The sequence below is a fragment of the Lentibacillus salinarum genome (assembly GCF_042679865.1).
Classification (GTDB): Bacteria; Bacillota; Bacilli; order Bacillales; family Amphibacillaceae; genus Lentibacillus; species Lentibacillus salinarum.
The window spans coordinates 13690-29071 of sequence record NZ_JBHTNH010000029.1 but is presented as its reverse complement, the minus strand read 5'-3'; the positions used below and the strand labels follow the sequence as shown (position 1 = coordinate 29071).

The 15382-nt window shown below is 44.9% G+C and carries 18 protein-coding genes and 1 other annotated feature; of the genes, 2 read left to right on the top strand and 16 right to left on the bottom strand.

Annotated features, from left to right (window positions below; all coding sequences use genetic code 11):
* Positions 1-97: 97 nt before the first annotated feature.
* The 16 genes from pheA to ACFQ4A_RS14645 all read right to left on the bottom strand — a co-directional run bounded on the left by pheA (position 98) and on the right by ACFQ4A_RS14645 (position 13510).
* Positions 98-949, bottom strand: a complete 852-nt coding sequence (gene pheA, locus ACFQ4A_RS14720) for a prephenate dehydratase (protein WP_382401970.1) — start codon at positions 947-949, stop codon at positions 98-100.
* A 42-nt stretch (positions 950-991) separates the two neighbouring features.
* Positions 992-2272, bottom strand: a complete 1281-nt coding sequence (obgE, locus tag ACFQ4A_RS14715; protein WP_382401968.1) for a GTPase ObgE — start codon at positions 2270-2272, stop codon at positions 992-994.
* Between the two features lies 1 nt (position 2273).
* Positions 2274-2810, bottom strand: a complete 537-nt coding sequence (locus ACFQ4A_RS14710) for a Spo0B domain-containing protein (RefSeq protein ID WP_382401967.1) — start codon at positions 2808-2810, stop codon at positions 2274-2276.
* Positions 2811-2919: 109 nt separating this feature from the next.
* Positions 2920-3210: a 50S ribosomal protein L27 gene (gene rpmA / locus ACFQ4A_RS14705; protein ID WP_382401965.1), complete on the bottom strand. Its 291-nt coding sequence runs from the start codon at positions 3208-3210 to the stop codon at positions 2920-2922.
* Positions 3211-3224: 14 nt separating this feature from the next.
* A complete protein-coding gene (locus ACFQ4A_RS14700; RefSeq protein ID WP_382401964.1) occupies positions 3225-3554 on the bottom strand; it encodes a ribosomal-processing cysteine protease Prp in 330 nt (109 codons plus the stop codon).
* A gap of 9 nt (positions 3555-3563) precedes the next feature.
* Positions 3564-3872: a 50S ribosomal protein L21 gene (rplU, locus tag ACFQ4A_RS14695; RefSeq protein WP_382401963.1), complete on the bottom strand. Its 309-nt coding sequence runs from the start codon at positions 3870-3872 to the stop codon at positions 3564-3566.
* Between the two features lie 12 nt (positions 3873-3884).
* Positions 3885-3960 (bottom strand) — a sequence feature (ribosomal protein L21 leader region).
* Positions 3961-4133: 173 nt separating this feature from the next.
* Positions 4134-4997 (bottom strand): site-2 protease family protein, encoded by an 864-nt coding sequence (locus tag ACFQ4A_RS14690; RefSeq protein WP_382401961.1) that lies wholly within the window; start codon positions 4995-4997, stop codon positions 4134-4136.
* Positions 4984-5745: a peptidoglycan DD-metalloendopeptidase family protein gene (locus ACFQ4A_RS14685; protein WP_382401959.1), complete on the bottom strand. Its 762-nt coding sequence runs from the start codon at positions 5743-5745 to the stop codon at positions 4984-4986. The genes ACFQ4A_RS14690 and ACFQ4A_RS14685 overlap by 14 nt, the downstream gene beginning before the upstream one ends.
* Before the next feature lie 130 nt (positions 5746-5875).
* Complete coding sequence (gene minD / locus ACFQ4A_RS14680; RefSeq protein WP_382401957.1) at positions 5876-6673, bottom strand: septum site-determining protein MinD; 798 nt, start codon at positions 6671-6673, stop codon at positions 5876-5878.
* Positions 6666-7352 (bottom strand): septum site-determining protein MinC, encoded by a 687-nt coding sequence (gene minC, locus ACFQ4A_RS14675; RefSeq protein WP_382401955.1) that lies wholly within the window; start codon positions 7350-7352, stop codon positions 6666-6668. The genes minD and minC overlap by 8 nt, the downstream gene beginning before the upstream one ends.
* 40 nt (positions 7353-7392) lie before the next feature.
* Complete coding sequence (gene mreD / locus ACFQ4A_RS14670) at positions 7393-7929, bottom strand: rod shape-determining protein MreD (RefSeq protein ID WP_382401953.1); 537 nt, start codon at positions 7927-7929, stop codon at positions 7393-7395.
* Positions 7926-8810 (bottom strand): rod shape-determining protein MreC, encoded by an 885-nt coding sequence (gene mreC, locus ACFQ4A_RS14665; RefSeq protein WP_382401951.1) that lies wholly within the window; start codon positions 8808-8810, stop codon positions 7926-7928. The genes mreD and mreC overlap by 4 nt, the downstream gene beginning before the upstream one ends.
* A gap of 15 nt (positions 8811-8825) precedes the next feature.
* Entirely contained in the window at positions 8826-9863 is a 1038-nt protein-coding gene (locus ACFQ4A_RS14660; protein WP_382401949.1) for a rod shape-determining protein, read from the bottom strand.
* Between the two features lie 237 nt (positions 9864-10100).
* A complete protein-coding gene (radC, locus tag ACFQ4A_RS14655) occupies positions 10101-10790 on the bottom strand; it encodes a RadC family protein (RefSeq protein WP_382401947.1) in 690 nt (229 codons plus the stop codon).
* A gap of 200 nt (positions 10791-10990) precedes the next feature.
* On the bottom strand, positions 10991-11935 hold the full coding sequence (locus ACFQ4A_RS14650; RefSeq protein WP_382401945.1) for an SPOR domain-containing protein: 945 nt from the start codon (positions 11933-11935) through the stop codon (positions 10991-10993).
* A gap of 282 nt (positions 11936-12217) precedes the next feature.
* Positions 12218-13510: a bifunctional folylpolyglutamate synthase/dihydrofolate synthase gene (locus ACFQ4A_RS14645; protein ID WP_382401943.1), complete on the bottom strand. Its 1293-nt coding sequence runs from the start codon at positions 13508-13510 to the stop codon at positions 12218-12220.
* A 101-nt stretch (positions 13511-13611) separates the two neighbouring features.
* Here ACFQ4A_RS14645 and ACFQ4A_RS14640 point away from each other — a divergent pair, with 101 nt between their 5' ends.
* Both ACFQ4A_RS14640 and ACFQ4A_RS14635 read left to right on the top strand, forming a co-directional pair.
* Positions 13612-14553, top strand: a complete 942-nt coding sequence (locus tag ACFQ4A_RS14640; RefSeq protein ID WP_382401941.1) for an ATP-grasp domain-containing protein — start codon at positions 13612-13614, stop codon at positions 14551-14553.
* Entirely contained in the window at positions 14507-15367 is an 861-nt protein-coding gene (locus ACFQ4A_RS14635) for an ATP-grasp domain-containing protein (RefSeq protein WP_382401939.1), read from the top strand. The genes ACFQ4A_RS14640 and ACFQ4A_RS14635 overlap by 47 nt, the downstream gene beginning before the upstream one ends.
* The last annotated feature ends 15 nt before the right edge of the window (positions 15368-15382 follow it).

Sequence of the window (15382 nt, the reverse complement as noted above, 5' to 3'; positions counted from 1 at the left end):
AGAAAACTGCGAATGCCTTTGCGATGATGGGTACTCATCCAAGCTTTTTCTTGTCGCAAGACCTTCAGGTTCTGTCTTCCTTTAAATAGCCCAATCATTACACCTGCATTTGATGAACCGGATAGGTACCCAAAATCGTGACACCGCAGCCAAGTGTTTCCAATTCGGCTTTCACACCCGGGAATAGCACATCGTCATATGGCTGATTGACATCGACAATAAAAAAATAATTCCCCAGACCGGTTTTCATCGGTCGTGACTCAATTTTAGAAAGGTTCATCTTACGCCATGCGAATGCTGCAAGAACTTGATGTAACGCGCCAGCATAGTCGCTCGGCAGTGTGATTAGAAGACTTGTTTTTTCCGATTCCTTCACCTGATTGATCCGGACCGTATCCGCATCCTTGGCCAGAACGGCAAATCTAGTATGGTTGTTCGGATAATCATGAATATTTTCCTGGTAAATGGTCAGTCCGTATTCGCTTGCTGCCAGCTTGTTGCCGATGGCCGCAACCGTCTCTTCACTGCCACTGACTATTTCAGCTGCTTTTCCAGTGGACGATGTGAAGTTCAGCATCGCATCCGGCATATACTTGTGCAAAAACTGATGACACTGGGCAATCGCATGACTATGCGAATGCACATCGGTTACCTGGGACAAATCTCCTGAAAAGTGAGATGCAACTAGCAAGTGCTGTTGAATGGGTACAACGATTTCAGCGACAATCGGCAATCTGACCTGATGGACCAGATAATCGACCGTTAATTGCACGGTACCCTCGATCGCATTTTCCAGCGGGACAACCCCGATATCAATTTGATCGTTTTGGACGGCATCAATACATTCCGGAATGGTCGTAAAACTTTGCTTACCTTCCCCGTTAAACGCGGTGTCAACCGCCAATTTTGTAAACGTGCCACGTGGCCCCAAATAACCAATTTTCACCATTATAATTTCCCCCTATCGTTAACACGATTTTATAAAGATTGTTTACTCAATAAATTCGAATTCAAAATCCATTAATCGGATGGTATCACCATCTTTAGCCCCGCGCTTGCGCAATACATCATCAACACCCATGCCGCGCAGCTGCCGAGCAAATCGCTGTACGCCCTCATCTTTTGTAAAATCGGTCATTTTAAATAGTTTCTCGATTTTGGCTCCTGACAGAACAAATGTACCATCCGAATCGCGTGTAACCTTAAATGGTGTTTCTGTTTCCTCGAAACGGTAAACAACTTGCTCCTCTGTATCTTTGATGTTCTCCGTATGTTTTGGTGTTTGATCCAGCAGGTCGGCAACGGCAAATATAACGTCCTGTATACCCTCTTTCGTAACCGCTGAAATCGGATAAACCGGGGTATCATCGTTTAATGTTGCTTTGAATACCTGAAGATTCTCCTCCGCACCGGGCATGTCCATTTTATTAGCCGCAATAATGTGCGGACGTTCCATTAAGGACGGATCATATGCCTCCAATTCCTTGTTTATTTTGACAAAGTCATCATATGGGTCTCTTCCTTCGATGCCTGCCATATCAATAACATGTAGCATAGCACGGGTTCGCTCAACGTGACGTAAAAATTGATGACCCAGTCCAACACCTTCATGCGCACCCTCAATCAGACCGGGAAGATCCGCCACGACAAAACTTCGCTTATCACCCGTGTCAACTACCCCAAGGTTTGGCGCCAAGGTTGTGAAATGATAGTCAGCTGTTTTCGGCTTGGCGGCACTAATAACCGACAACAATGTGGATTTTCCGGCACTTGGAAATCCGACCAGTCCAACATCTGCGAGTAATTTTAATTCCACTTTAATATGGCGCTCAACACCCGGTTCCCCATTTTCAGAAAGTTCTGGCGCAGGGTTTCGAGGTGTTGCAAACCGGCTGTTCCCGCGTCCGCCGCGGCCTCCTTTGGCAATGAGCGCTTGCTGTCCCTCTTCGGTCAAATCAGCTAACACTTCACCGGTATCCTCATCAATAACCGTTGTACCCGGGGGGACCTCGACAATTAATGGGTCGGCATTCCGCCCATGTTTATTTTTGCTCATGCCATTTTCGCCGCGTTTCGCTTTATAATGGCGGTTATAACGGAAATCCATCAACGTGTTCAATCCCTCGTCAACCTTAAAAATAACGTCACCGCCATTACCGCCATCACCGCCGGCAGGTCCGCCTTTGGGCACATAGATCTCGCGCCGGTAGGCAACGATGCCGTCACCGCCATCACCGGCCTTGACATAGACACTAACCTGATCAACAAACATTTTATCCACCTCGTTTGCACGGAATTCTTACAATGAACGTCATGTCGTTCGCCTGCTGTTGTACCGTTATTCCCTGATCACTATCTTCCATACGGAATCCTGAGGATGGCATATCCGATAAGTCGCCGCTGACGGTAAAGACTAATTCAATGATGTCGCCGGGCCCCTCATATAATTGCACATCAAGATCATATAATACCATACAATCCGTACCGGTTTCGATTTTTTCCATCACATGCTTACAACGTTCGACAAGCAACCGATCGACCGACTGTAAATCTTTTCCATCAATATGTATATGATAAACCAATCGAAAATTCGTATGCAACGTTGCCAATTGCAGCATATATAAAGCAAATGCCGGTGCATTTAAACTGACCAGCTTGCCTTCCTCCTGCAAATGCCATAGGTAGTCCGTTAATTTCTGCTGAACTTTAGCCGTCTTTCCCATACTTGCATACCCCTGAACAACCTGTAACTGATTCACTAAATCATGCCGATAATGACGGAGCAGTTGGATGACGTCCTGTTCCTCCATTTTTCTCCCCCCAATGATAAAAAAAGTATAGCAAAAAATGACGCATTATACCAAAAAAACCCCAGCCAAAGACTGACTGGAGTTTGTTTATTCATTCAACGAGCTAAACTTATGCTTCTTTAGCTGTCGGGTAAACACTGACTTTTTTACGGTCGCGGCCAATGCGTTCATATTTGACAACACCGTCAATTTTGGAAAACAATGTATCGTCTCCACCCCGGCCTACATTCACACCCGGATAAACTTTTGTACCACGTTGACGGTAAAGGATGCATCCGCCGTTTACGAATTGACCGTCGGCACGCTTGGCACCAAGGCGTTTCGATTCGGAATCACGACCGTTTTTAGTACTACCGGCTCCTTTTTTCTGTGAGAAAAATTGTAAATCCAAACGTAGCATTCTACTACACCTCCTTATTGATCCTGAATATTAATAAATTCATTGTATTCCTGTTCAATGGTTTTCAGGGAAACAAGCATGCCTTCAAGCAGAAGTTGAATGTTTTTCATTGTTTCAACCGGTATGCCGGCAGGTACCGTCACCCGTAGAAAACCACCCTCATCTCCCTGGTCGATTTCCAAATCTTCACCGCTTAATGTCATGACCGCATTGACAGACCCAAACGAAACAGCCGAAACACCCGCACACACTAGATCATAGCCATAAGGACCGCTTGCAGCATGTCCGGATAATTCGAACTGTTTTATTTGACTGTTATGCCTTTTGACAATGACATTGATCATAATACACCTTTATGCATTGATTTTATCAATGACCAATTTAGTATATGGTTGACGATGGCCTTGTTTGCGGGAATAATTTTTTTTCGGCTTATATTTGAAAACATCAATCTTTTTCTGGCGGCCATGCTTTTCGACTTTAGCCGTAACAGTTGCACCATCAACATATGGCTCCCCTACCTTGACATCGTCGCCGCCAACGAATAGAACTTTATCAAAGGTAACCGATTCGTCAGTATCAGCCGTTACTTTTTCGACATAAACTTCCTGTCCTTCAGTAACTTTAATCTGTTTTCCACCTGTTTCAATAATTGCGTACATACTTGCACCTCCCTAATTACCAAGACTCGCCATGCAGGTCATCCTGTTAAGGATGTTTGTGACCTGTTCTGAGCGGTTGTAGCACTGGTGCTACGATGAATAACGTATAAATATTACCATGATACGAAATCGCTTGTCAAGACTTGATCTCAATAAGAGTGGGTCACGTATTTGCGGTAAGCTCTCTCAACCTTTGTTTTTTTGGCTCTTTACATATTGATTGTTGTTATGTTGTCCCTTCTCGTAAACACTTTCAATGGGTTACGATACATGACTGACAAGCTCCCCAATTGATTTCCGGTAATTCCGTTCATGGAAGTAACTGTGGAGGCATTCCATTTCATCCAATGATTGTCGGCTGTTTCCGGGGATTGTCACATATACGGTATGGGCTCTGTCCCGGTGAAAACAGTTGAAAACATCAATCAGCTTATGACGATGGGACACTTCAATTGGCTGTACCTGGTTAGCATGCACTCTTCCCTGGTATCGCTGCAGCAGAAATCGCATAAATACGTAATAGCGCTGTTTCCAATCGTTTCTGTTTTCCATCAGCAAAAACATGAACAGGAGAAAAGCACTCAGTGTAAACGGAACAAAAAACAGCAATACAAGCACTAAAGCCACATTCAGCCATAACGAAAACAAAATAATCGAATCATACGCTTTACGATATGGCAAGCGCTCTGACAAAAACAAGAACAACAGCTTACCACCGTCCAACGGCCAGATCGGCAACAAATTAAACAGCAGAATCACCGTATTATAAACGTATGCCGTCTCGATAACTGACGGCAAGACGATCTGACTACCAGACAGGACAAATAACAACAGATAAATAAACAGATGCTGCGCCGGGCCGGCAAGTGTCACAATGACTTCTTCACGAAAAGGTCTTGTCCCTTGCTCATCCGTATCCATCACACCGCCAAACACCCACAACATAACACCGCGTATACGCCATCTGAACCATCTGGCCGCTGCATAGTGTCCGAGTTCATGGACCAGCACAATCGCCAATATCGTCATCAGTTCAATAAACGTACCGGTCAAAAAAGAAATGAGAATAAAGACGATTAGAATCGGGTGAAGATGAACAGGCGGCAACCATTTATGGCGTGTCATCAACTTGGATCACCTGGACAGGGTCGATGTACGTATTGTCTTTTTCAATTGCGAAATAGACGTTTTGATTGTCGGCATCCGGCGTAAATCTGCCGAGTTTTTGTCCACTGTCGATAAACTGATATAAATGAACATCTATGGAACTCAAATTTCCATAGACCGTTTCACTATCATCGGCATGCTGGACAATCACGGTTTTGCCCACCTCCCGGTCATTTCCGGCAAAGGTGACCACCCCCCCCTGTAAAGCTGAAACGTCCGTATCGTCTTCAGGTGCCAACATAACGCCTGTTCCATTTGCCTGGAACGATTCGGAAACAGCGCCATTCACCGGAAGGGCCATTGCCTGTCCTTCGTCAGTAGATTGAGAAGATATTGCCATTGGCTCCCCAAATGTTTCCTGATACCACAGATTAATACGAGCAAACGGGAATTCCTCTGTAAATGCTGTTGCCGTCCATTTTTTAGTACCGGCAAACAACTCTGAATCTGTCTGCCATAACAATGCAACCGCAAAGAAAAGCATTACCGATAACATGCCTTTAATCACAAACCCGGACATTTGGCGACTTGTTTGTTTGGACGAAGGCGCATCATCAGTGAAAACGGGAAAATACCCGTGCTTTTCTTCTTCCTGGGGAAAGGATGAGGGCATAATACGTTTTGACGTTGTTTGCCCGGACGACAGCTCACGCATTTTTTTTCGCTGATTGATTGATTTCCTTACTTTTCTAATTCCTTTACTCATTTGGCTCACAACCCCTACGATCTTTTGTACAAGTGTATGAGTTGCGAGATGAAGTTATGTCAGAAGGGTTACAATAAGCAAAAAAACATGCTGTAGCTTTGTGAAACTTGACAGCATGTGTTTTATAGAATCATGACCGGATACCGAAAAACTGTTTCACCTTTTGAAACATCCCTTTTTCATCTTCCAGCGACTGAAGCGGAACGGTTTCCCCCAATATTCTTCGAGCAATATTCCGATAGGCTACAGAAGCTTTGGAACTTCCCTGAAGCGCAATGGGTTCACCGTTGTTTGAAGCTTTAATAACCGCATCATCATCAATGACAATACCAAGCAGGTCAATCGAAAGGACTTGGATAATCTCATCAATATCGAGCATATCACCATTCTTCATCATATGATTACGGATCCGGTTAATAACCAGTCTTGGCGGATCAATGTCTTCATTTTCCAACAAGCCAATAATGCGGTCAGCATCCCTGACACTGGATTTCTCCGGTGTGGATATGACAATGGCTTTATCCGCCCCGGCAATCGCATTTTGAAACCCTTGTTCAATACCTGCCGGGCAATCGATAATGATATAGTCATAGTCCAACTTCAGTTCGTCAATGATTTTTTTCATGCCTTCCATTGTGACGGCCGTTTTATCGCTTGTCTGGGCTGCGGGTAAAAGCATCAAGTCATCAAATCGTTTATCTTTGATCAAGGCTTGGCCAAGTTTACAGCGTTCTTCGATAACGTCCACAATATCGTATATAATGCGATTTTCCAGACCCATAATGACGTCAAGATTCCGCAAACCGATATCCGTATCAATTAGACAAACCTTTTTTTCCATTAGCGCCAAAGCGGTACCAATGTTAGCCGTTGTGGTCGTTTTACCTACGCCGCCTTTACCGGACGTCACAACTATTGCTTCACCCATTCAGCATTCTCCTTTCAAACCCGCTAATATCGTTACGTTTCTGGGAAAGGACTTGCAGCCGATCTATGACAATTTTATCCTGGTCGTCATCAATCAGGCCGCATTCCATATAGACGCCTTCCGATTCATAGTCAGGCGCGCGGCTGATATAATCTGCTATTCTGAGCTGGCTCGGTTTCATATAAGAGGCAGCAATCACGGCATGACGATCATCATTTGCCCCGGCATGCGCAATGCCCAGCAAATTTCCCATAACAAATATGTTGCCGGTTGAGATCACCTTTCCACCGGGGTTGACGTCCCCAATCAGCAATAAATCCCCAACATTTTCAAGCACCTGCCCTGATCGCACAATTTTATTAACCACTTTAACCTCACTGTCTTCTTTCCAAGTTAAAGCTTCATCCCGATGTATGACATTGGAATCAAAAAAATCAATCGTAAAACGATTATGAGTTCCGATTAACGTGTGCAGTTGCTGCTTTTGTCGATCATTGATATACCGATTTCCCAATTTCACCGTAACCGGAACAACCGGTTCATCTTTTTTGGGGTGATATTCCGACAGTTTATCTGCAAGCTCATCCAGTACATGGTCAAACGAACCACGGTCATCGATGAATAACGTCAACCCGTCTTTTGTGCCTTTAATAGTTATCGTCTGGTTCTCCTCAATCACGAAACGTTCACCTCAATATTTCACCTTGACTTACACACGATTAAAAACTGCTAATTCCCGATAATTCTTTTTTCCATCCGGCAAGTCGCCTGGCCATAATCGGGTAAAGTGCGAGCAAAAATAAAATGTTGGCCATGACCGTCGGCAGCAGCCGGTGAAGGGCATAATGTTGCCAACCCATGTCCGTTAAGCCGGTAAAGGAAAAAATGACATTGATCAGAACCTCAGTCATTATCAATCCTCCCGTACCGAGCACAACCGTCACAAAAAAATTGGCATGCAACAGTTTTATCATGCCATGCACCATGTAGGCACCTAATGCATAGCTGAACATGTAAACGCCTAATACCCCAGTATAGGCAATATCGACCAGGAGGCCGAACAACAGGCCGTAGAAAACAGAAAAGTAGGTGTCCTCCCGATCATAAAAAATAGCGAGAAGAACGATAAATACGAAAACCCAATGAGCAACGAAAATGAAATCACCTTGTACAAGAGAATCCGGCAATATGTCTAGCGCCACACCTTCCACCGTAAGCAGCAGAAACAGTATGAGCGGAATCAACAGTCGTTTCATGCCGTTTCATCCTCCCCGGTTTCGTCCGCGGTATCGACTGATTCCTCGCGATCAACCACAATAACATTATTGAGATCGTACATATCAGCGACCGGCTCAACAAATGCTGTTCGTGTCAGCCCATATTGATCAGGTTTAACCTCTTTGACTTCCCCGATCGGCAAGCCGGACGGGAAGACACCACCCATACCGGAAGATAAAACTAGTTCCCCTTCTTCCAAATCGTCGTCGGATTCCTCGATAATTCGAAACAATAGCTGATCTGATTCTTCATCATAGCCTTCAATCATACCGACAACATCATCAGTGTCGTCCCGTGTCACAGTGGCTGATATACGATTATACTGATCAAACCCAGTCAATAATTTTACCGTTGAGGTGAATTTTGAAGGATTATCCCCCACTTTGCCGACCATTCCTTCAGCCGTTATGACCGCCATATTTTCCTTTATACCATCCTGTGTTCCTTTATTAATGGTCACCTGCTCAATCCAACGTTCAGGTGACCGGGATATCACGGATGCCTGAATCGGTGCGTATTCACGGATGGATTCGCTTTTTTCTAGAGTTTCCCGAAGTTCCGCATTCTCTTCTTGCAATTCCTGCACGTCATACTGCAGGGTTTTATATTCAGCAACTTTTTCACGCAATCGTTTATTTTCTTCATACGTATTCCGGACATCATCAATGTTTTTGAAAATACCTGTAACGTAATCAACTGGTGTGTGTATCATGTTCTGCGCCCATCCAACTGTATCTTTAATGAACTGTTCCACTGTCGTCGTCTCGTCCCTGTCCTGCAATGAGTAGCCAATCAACGCGACTAGTACGATAATACCAATTAACAGGATAAACAGCCTTTTTTTTTGTAAAATCTTCATACGAACACCTGCTTACTAAACTGTTGGCCGTGTAGATACATTCGGATGGGAGCGGAAATGCTGAATATATTCCAACGATTTGCCTGTTCCGATTGCGACACTTTCCAGCGGCTCTTCGGTAATAAATACGGGCATTTGTGTCTCTTCACTGATAACGTTATCCAGGTTTTGTAAAAGGGATCCCCCGCCAGTCAGGACAATTCCCCGGTCCATAATATCAGCAGCAAGTTCCGGCGGTGTGTTCTCGAGTGTATCCTTGACAGCTTTGACAATCGCTTCAACGGTATCGTTCAGTGCCATGGCGACTTCTCTTGATGTAACGGAAATCGTCTTTGGCAATCCGGTCAGCAGATCACGGCCCCGTATAGCCAGTTCTGCATCCTCTTCCACCTCACCCGCAGTCGCGATATCCATTTTAATCGATTCAGCCGATCGTTCACCAATCAATAAACTGTATTGCTTGCGGATATAGTTTATAATAGCATCGTCAATTGTGTCTCCGGCCGTCCTGATGGAACGGCTTGTGACGATACCACCAAGTGAAATGACGGCCACTTCAGTTGTTCCGCCACCGATATCGACAATCATGCTGCCGGTCGGTTCCCACACGGGCAGTCCCGCCCCGGTAGCCGCTGCGAACGGCTCGGCAATCGGAAATGCATCTTTTGCCCCGGCCTGTTTGGTCGCATCAACGACAGCCCGTTCTTCCACCATCGTAATACCTGACGGGACACATATCATCACATTCGGTTTTTTGGCAAACAGTGAACGTCTGCTCATCGCTTTTTTAATAAAATACTTCATCATGACAGCTGTTGTTTCATAATCAGCAATCACGCCGTCTTTCATCGGCCGGACAACCGAGATATTGCCAGGCGTCCGCCCAATCATATTCCTGGCTGCTTTCCCGACGGCTTCAATTTCGCCTGTTTCAATATTTTTGGCAACCACGGTCGGTTCCCGTACAACCACACCCTTTCCCTTCACAAAAACGAGTGTGTTGGCAGTCCCCAGATCCACCCCTAAATCCTGTGATAAACTGAACCTTCCCAAGAGAATCTTCCTTTCCCAATAGCTCTTTCGTGTTGTCGCACATTCCTGGCGCACTTATATATCGTTAAGCAAGCAGTTTCCCTTAATGCATTATTGTAAATGGAATTAAAATCAATTGTAAATCATCGTGTATACGGTCAAGCACATTAAGCGCCAATCTCAATCCAAACATTAGAAACTGGCGCTATCTTAAAACGTCTATTCAATTATACGAAAAAAATAAAAAAATAGATAGTGTTATAAGTATCCTTTTTCCTTTAAAGAAATAAATTTTCGGTCACCGATGACTAAATGATCCAAAAGTTCGATGCCAATCATTTTACCTGATTCAACCAAACGCCGTGTCACATGGATGTCTTCCTGGGAAGGTGCCGGATCTCCTGAGGGGTGGTTATGTGCGCAGATAATCGAAGCAGCTGACCGTTTTACAGCCTCCCGGTAAATTTCACGCGGATGAACAATCGATGCATTTAAACTCCCGATAAAAATCGTTTGTCGATGGATAATCTGGTTTTTTGTATTCAAAAACAGCACAACAAAATGCTCCTGCCGCAAGCTTCGCATCTCGTCCATAACATAATCTGCACCATCTTCCGGCGAGCGAATAACATACTGGTCATTCGGCTTGTACTGGCTCATGCGCCTGCCCAATTCGAGTGCGGATAACAGCCACACACTCTTGGCAGTCCCAATGCCTTTGATGGCCGTCAATTCTTCAATCGTCGCATCTTTCAATAAATGTAATCCTTCAAAGTGCATCAACACCCGGTTCGCAAGGGACATGACCGATTCATGCTTTGTTCCGCTGCCAATCAGAATGGCAAGCAACTCCTGATTGGACAGATGACCTGGTCCATGCTGCAACAGACGCTCACGAGGACGGTCGTCTTTCGGTACATCCTTAATCATAATGGTTGGTGACGTCATTTTTCCAATCCTCCCTGAGATAAGATACGCTTATCGTATCTGTTTCCTGCAGATTGGACAACTTTTTAAAAAGGCGTTTTCACCGACCCAGCCCTTATCATTTTTTTAAAACCCGCCGGACAAAAATAACTTTTGCACCCGGTTGGTCTTACCAAACCACAAAATTGGATACTTTTCTTTTAATTCAACACCAAATATAATCACTGTACAGTAAGCTGATTAAACTGTTCCCAGAGACTTAGTAATACCTGCTGGTCCTGCCATTTGTCTCCTTCACCCATCTGTTGCTGCTGTTTCGTTACAAATGCAGCAAAATCCGTAATATGTTCCGTTTTTTCAGGGGTTTTATCAACAACATTAGCCCATGCCTCTTTTGAAAGCCGGTCACCATCGTTTACTGCAGCCAATGAATCGTTCCATTGCTGTTCATATGTTTGTAGCCATTCTTTTTCCGATTTCGGCAGATCCATCTTGGCTGATGCTGTTTCCCACGCTTTGACATAAACTTCCAGATCTTCATCAGCCATATCATTTGCCAATTGTTCCCCTTGCTGTTTTGTGCCAGCAATGCCCGACAAAATGTAAAAGTAACCTTCTTTTTCCCAGACCACGGCCGGATAGCCTGCATCCTGGAATGTTGCTGCCATGTCGTCTGCATTGGCTTGTTCACCAAACTTGCCGGCCTGGAGTACAAATGCACTCACGTCTCCGATCTCAGCTGTTGTTGAATCCTCACTGTCCGAACCAGTACTGCCATTGGCATCATTTTGGTTATCCGCTTCATCTTCTTCTGCCCCGGTTGCAGCTTGAGGCATATTGCCCCCCTGCTGGCTCATGTCGTCATTGATACCGACAAACATATTAAGCAGAAAAAAGCCTAGAACAGAGCCAATCACGATCGCTGATAATGAAGCAAGTAAAAAGGGTTTAAACGCTTTAAATTTTGATTTTCGAGTGAAATAGACTTCATTGTCCTGATCATCATCCTGCCTGATAAGCTCAGGTATATCAGAATCCTCAATGGCAGCAGCATGCTCATCGTTGAATTCCTTAACAGCGTGCTTTTCATCCGGGGTTTTGTCATTTTGTGTCAATTGTGTTTTTTTGCCGTTCATCCATATGACCAATTTGTTGCCTTTACTCAACGATTTCCCCTCCATATGCCAGTTTGTTCAACTCTAGCATATGGCCTGTAAAAAGTAAGGCGATATTTGTCTATCTTCCAAAAAATCTTTCAACATAATCCTACACAAATGGTGTCTATGCCTGGCATCACGACGTTTGCAATTCCTGATTATAAACGGCGACCCTGTTTTCCGCCTTTTGGTTTGACACCAATGTTCATGGCCCGTACGGCGTGCCGGATAGTCAGACGTGACGCCTGTAAAGCAGCTTATTAATAACTTTTACACAATTATAGTAGTTTGCTATAATCCCACTATTTCGTCAAAGTATTTCCTTACGATCCCAATAAAATGCAATGATCCGGTTATACAGTAACACGTATTTTCCCGTTGGAAGCTGATTTGCCTGACTGCTTCCCGCCAGTCACTTACGGATTGTACAGCCGGGTGCTGGCTGTATTGCTGCAGCTGCTGGATGCTTGCAGCGCGGGGATGATCGAATACCGTTAATGTAACCGATGCAAAATGGGGTTCCAAACCCTCCAACATGGTTTTTAAATCTTTATCACGGAAGGCAGCAAAAATCAGATGTCTTTCCATATCAGCAAAGTGGCGCTGCAATGTATCCGTAAATGTCTCCACACCGCCAGCATTATGTGCACCATCAAGGATTATCGCCGGAAGACCGTGTATCTGTTCGAACCGACCAGGGATAGAGACAAAAGCTAAAGCATTTATACATGACGGCCAATCCAGTGTGAATCCTTTATCTTCAAGCAGCTTGAGGGCCATGATGGCCAGCGAAGCATTGCTCACCTGATGCATCCCCGTAGTCTGTAAAACGATTTCCCTCCTGCTTCCGGAATCGCATATCCATTGGAATGTTTGATGAGACGCTGCGATGTCAACAACTTCATACCGGAACGATTCACCTGATAAGTACAGCGATGCATTCGCTTCAAAAGCTTCCTGAGCAATGACCGATCGTGCATCATCACCCATCTCCCCGACAATCACCGGTCTGTTTTCTTTTATAATGCCTGCCTTTTGCCAAGCAATAGCCGCCAGCGTCCCCCCCAAAAAGGCCGTATGATCTCTCGACACATTTGTTATAATGGACAAAATAGGGTTAATGCAATTGGTGGTGTCTTCACGCCCGCCCATACCGGTTTCAATTAAAGCGATATCGGCGTTATCAGCAAAATATAAAAAAGCAACCGCCGTTATGATCTCAAATTCTGTTGGATGATTGTGCTCATCATCGAGTTGTTGGATAAATGGAAGCAGTTTAGTGACATAGCCCATGAATGTCCCACATGGAATACGGGTATCATCAATCAACATATGTCCGGTATAGCCTGTTAGACTCGGCGATTGAAAGACACCGATGTGATACCCATTCGCCGTCAGAGCTTTTTGCATAAAGCGGATGGTCGATCCTTTACCGTTAGTGCCGGCCACATGGATGGCAACCATTTTTTTCTGTGGTTCACCCACGAGGGACAATAGTCGATTAATCCGTTTGAGACCGGGTTTGACGCCATGCTGCCGTCGGCTCTGGAGAAATGCTTCCACCTGCTGAAAATCATCGAACATCAAGAACACCGCATTTCTGTTTGGTTTTAGTGCAGTTTTTCTAAACAGCAACATTATAGCAATAAATGTCGCCAATTTGAACGGGAAAGGAATGACATAGAATGGATTTATACGGATGGATTATCTATAACGGCTACCTGCCGGGAAGTAAATTTCGTGATTTTGCCGAGTGGGTGCAGCGGGCTGCCGCCAAACACCATATTAGGACAACTATCTATAAAAATAGCGAGCTGCCGGGATTATTAGCGACCGGACGCGTCGACCTGGTTAGTACCGGAGCAAGCAAACCTGATTTTGTCGTGTTTGCCGACAAAGATATTTATTTGGCAAAACAGCTTGAACTGATGGGTATCCCTGTCTTTAACCGTGCGGAGACGATTGCAGCAAGTGATGACAAAATCACCTCTTACCAGCTGTTAGCCGCCCACCATTTACCCGTGCCCAAAACAGTGATCGCCCCAAAAGCGTTTTACAATACAGGGACCGATCATGTCGATGACTATCATCAGGCCATACAGCTATTGGGGTTTCCCATGATTGTTAAGGAAGCATTTGGATCGTTCGGTGAACAAGTTTATCTCGTCAACACCAGAAAAGAACTCGCCGAGAAAATACGACAGCTGCAAGGACGTTCGTTTATGCTTCAAGAATTCATTGCTGCAAGCTTCGGAAAAGACAAACGGCTGCATGTGGTGGGAGATGAAGTTGTCGCTGCGATGACTCGGCATTCGGCCAATGATTTTCGATCCAATGTCACAGCTGGTGGCACCATGCAGGCCTATCACCCAACATGGGAAGAAGCACAATTGGCTGTTGCGGCGGTAAAAGCCATTGGCGCCGATTTTGCCGGCGTTGATTTATTAGTTGGACCTGATGATACCCCGATTATTTGTGAAATTAACTCGAACGCGCATATTCGCAATCTATTTGATTGTACAGGCATCAATGCGGCAGATGCTATGATTGATTATATCAAACGTGAAATGAGGCATGACAATGGAAGGCTGGCTAATCTACAGCAAGACAGACGCAGAAACAAATAAATACTTTATCCGCTGGTTCCAGGAAGCAGCTACCAACGAACAGATAACACTCCGGCTAATACTCAGGGAAGATTTGACAGCCGGTGTCACAGCTAATAAACCAACCATACAGCTTGACGGCAGGGCTGTGACATTGCCGGATTTTGCGGTCGTGCGTACTGTTGAGCCGCTTCTGAACTTGCATCTCGAAAAACTCGGCATCAAGGTTTATAACAATGCTGAGACAGCCTATATTTGCAACCATAAAGGTTTAACCCACCATCATGTAAATAAGCTGGCAGTACCAATGGCTAACACACTTTATTGGTCCTCAAAAAATGACTTATCTGGTCCGGCGCCGATGCCATTTCCATTTGTTACTAAGACAGCAAGCGGCAGAAGCGGAAAAGATGTGCATTTAGTCACAAACATAAATGAATGGGAACAATTAAAACATACGCCGTTCACTGACGACCTGGTCATCCAGTCAGCCAGAGATATCCAGTTTGGCAAAGACGTGCGTGTATTTGTCGTGGGCACCGATATCATCGGCGCCGTTCTCCGCGACAACAAACACGATTTTCGGGCCAATTATAAACTTGGCGGTTCCGCAACCTGGTACGCACTCGCAAAGCACGAAATCACCCTGGTCAAACAAATCACTGAATACTTTCGGTTTGGAATGGTTGGAATCGATTTTCTGTTGGATCAAAATGGCCGGTTTGTGTTTAATGAAATAGAGGATGTTGTCGGGTCCCGTACGTTGAGTGCGGTCAGTGACACCAATATTTTAAGACATTATGTCCAACACATTAAAAGCGGAAATTCATCATGATAATGAATTTCCGCT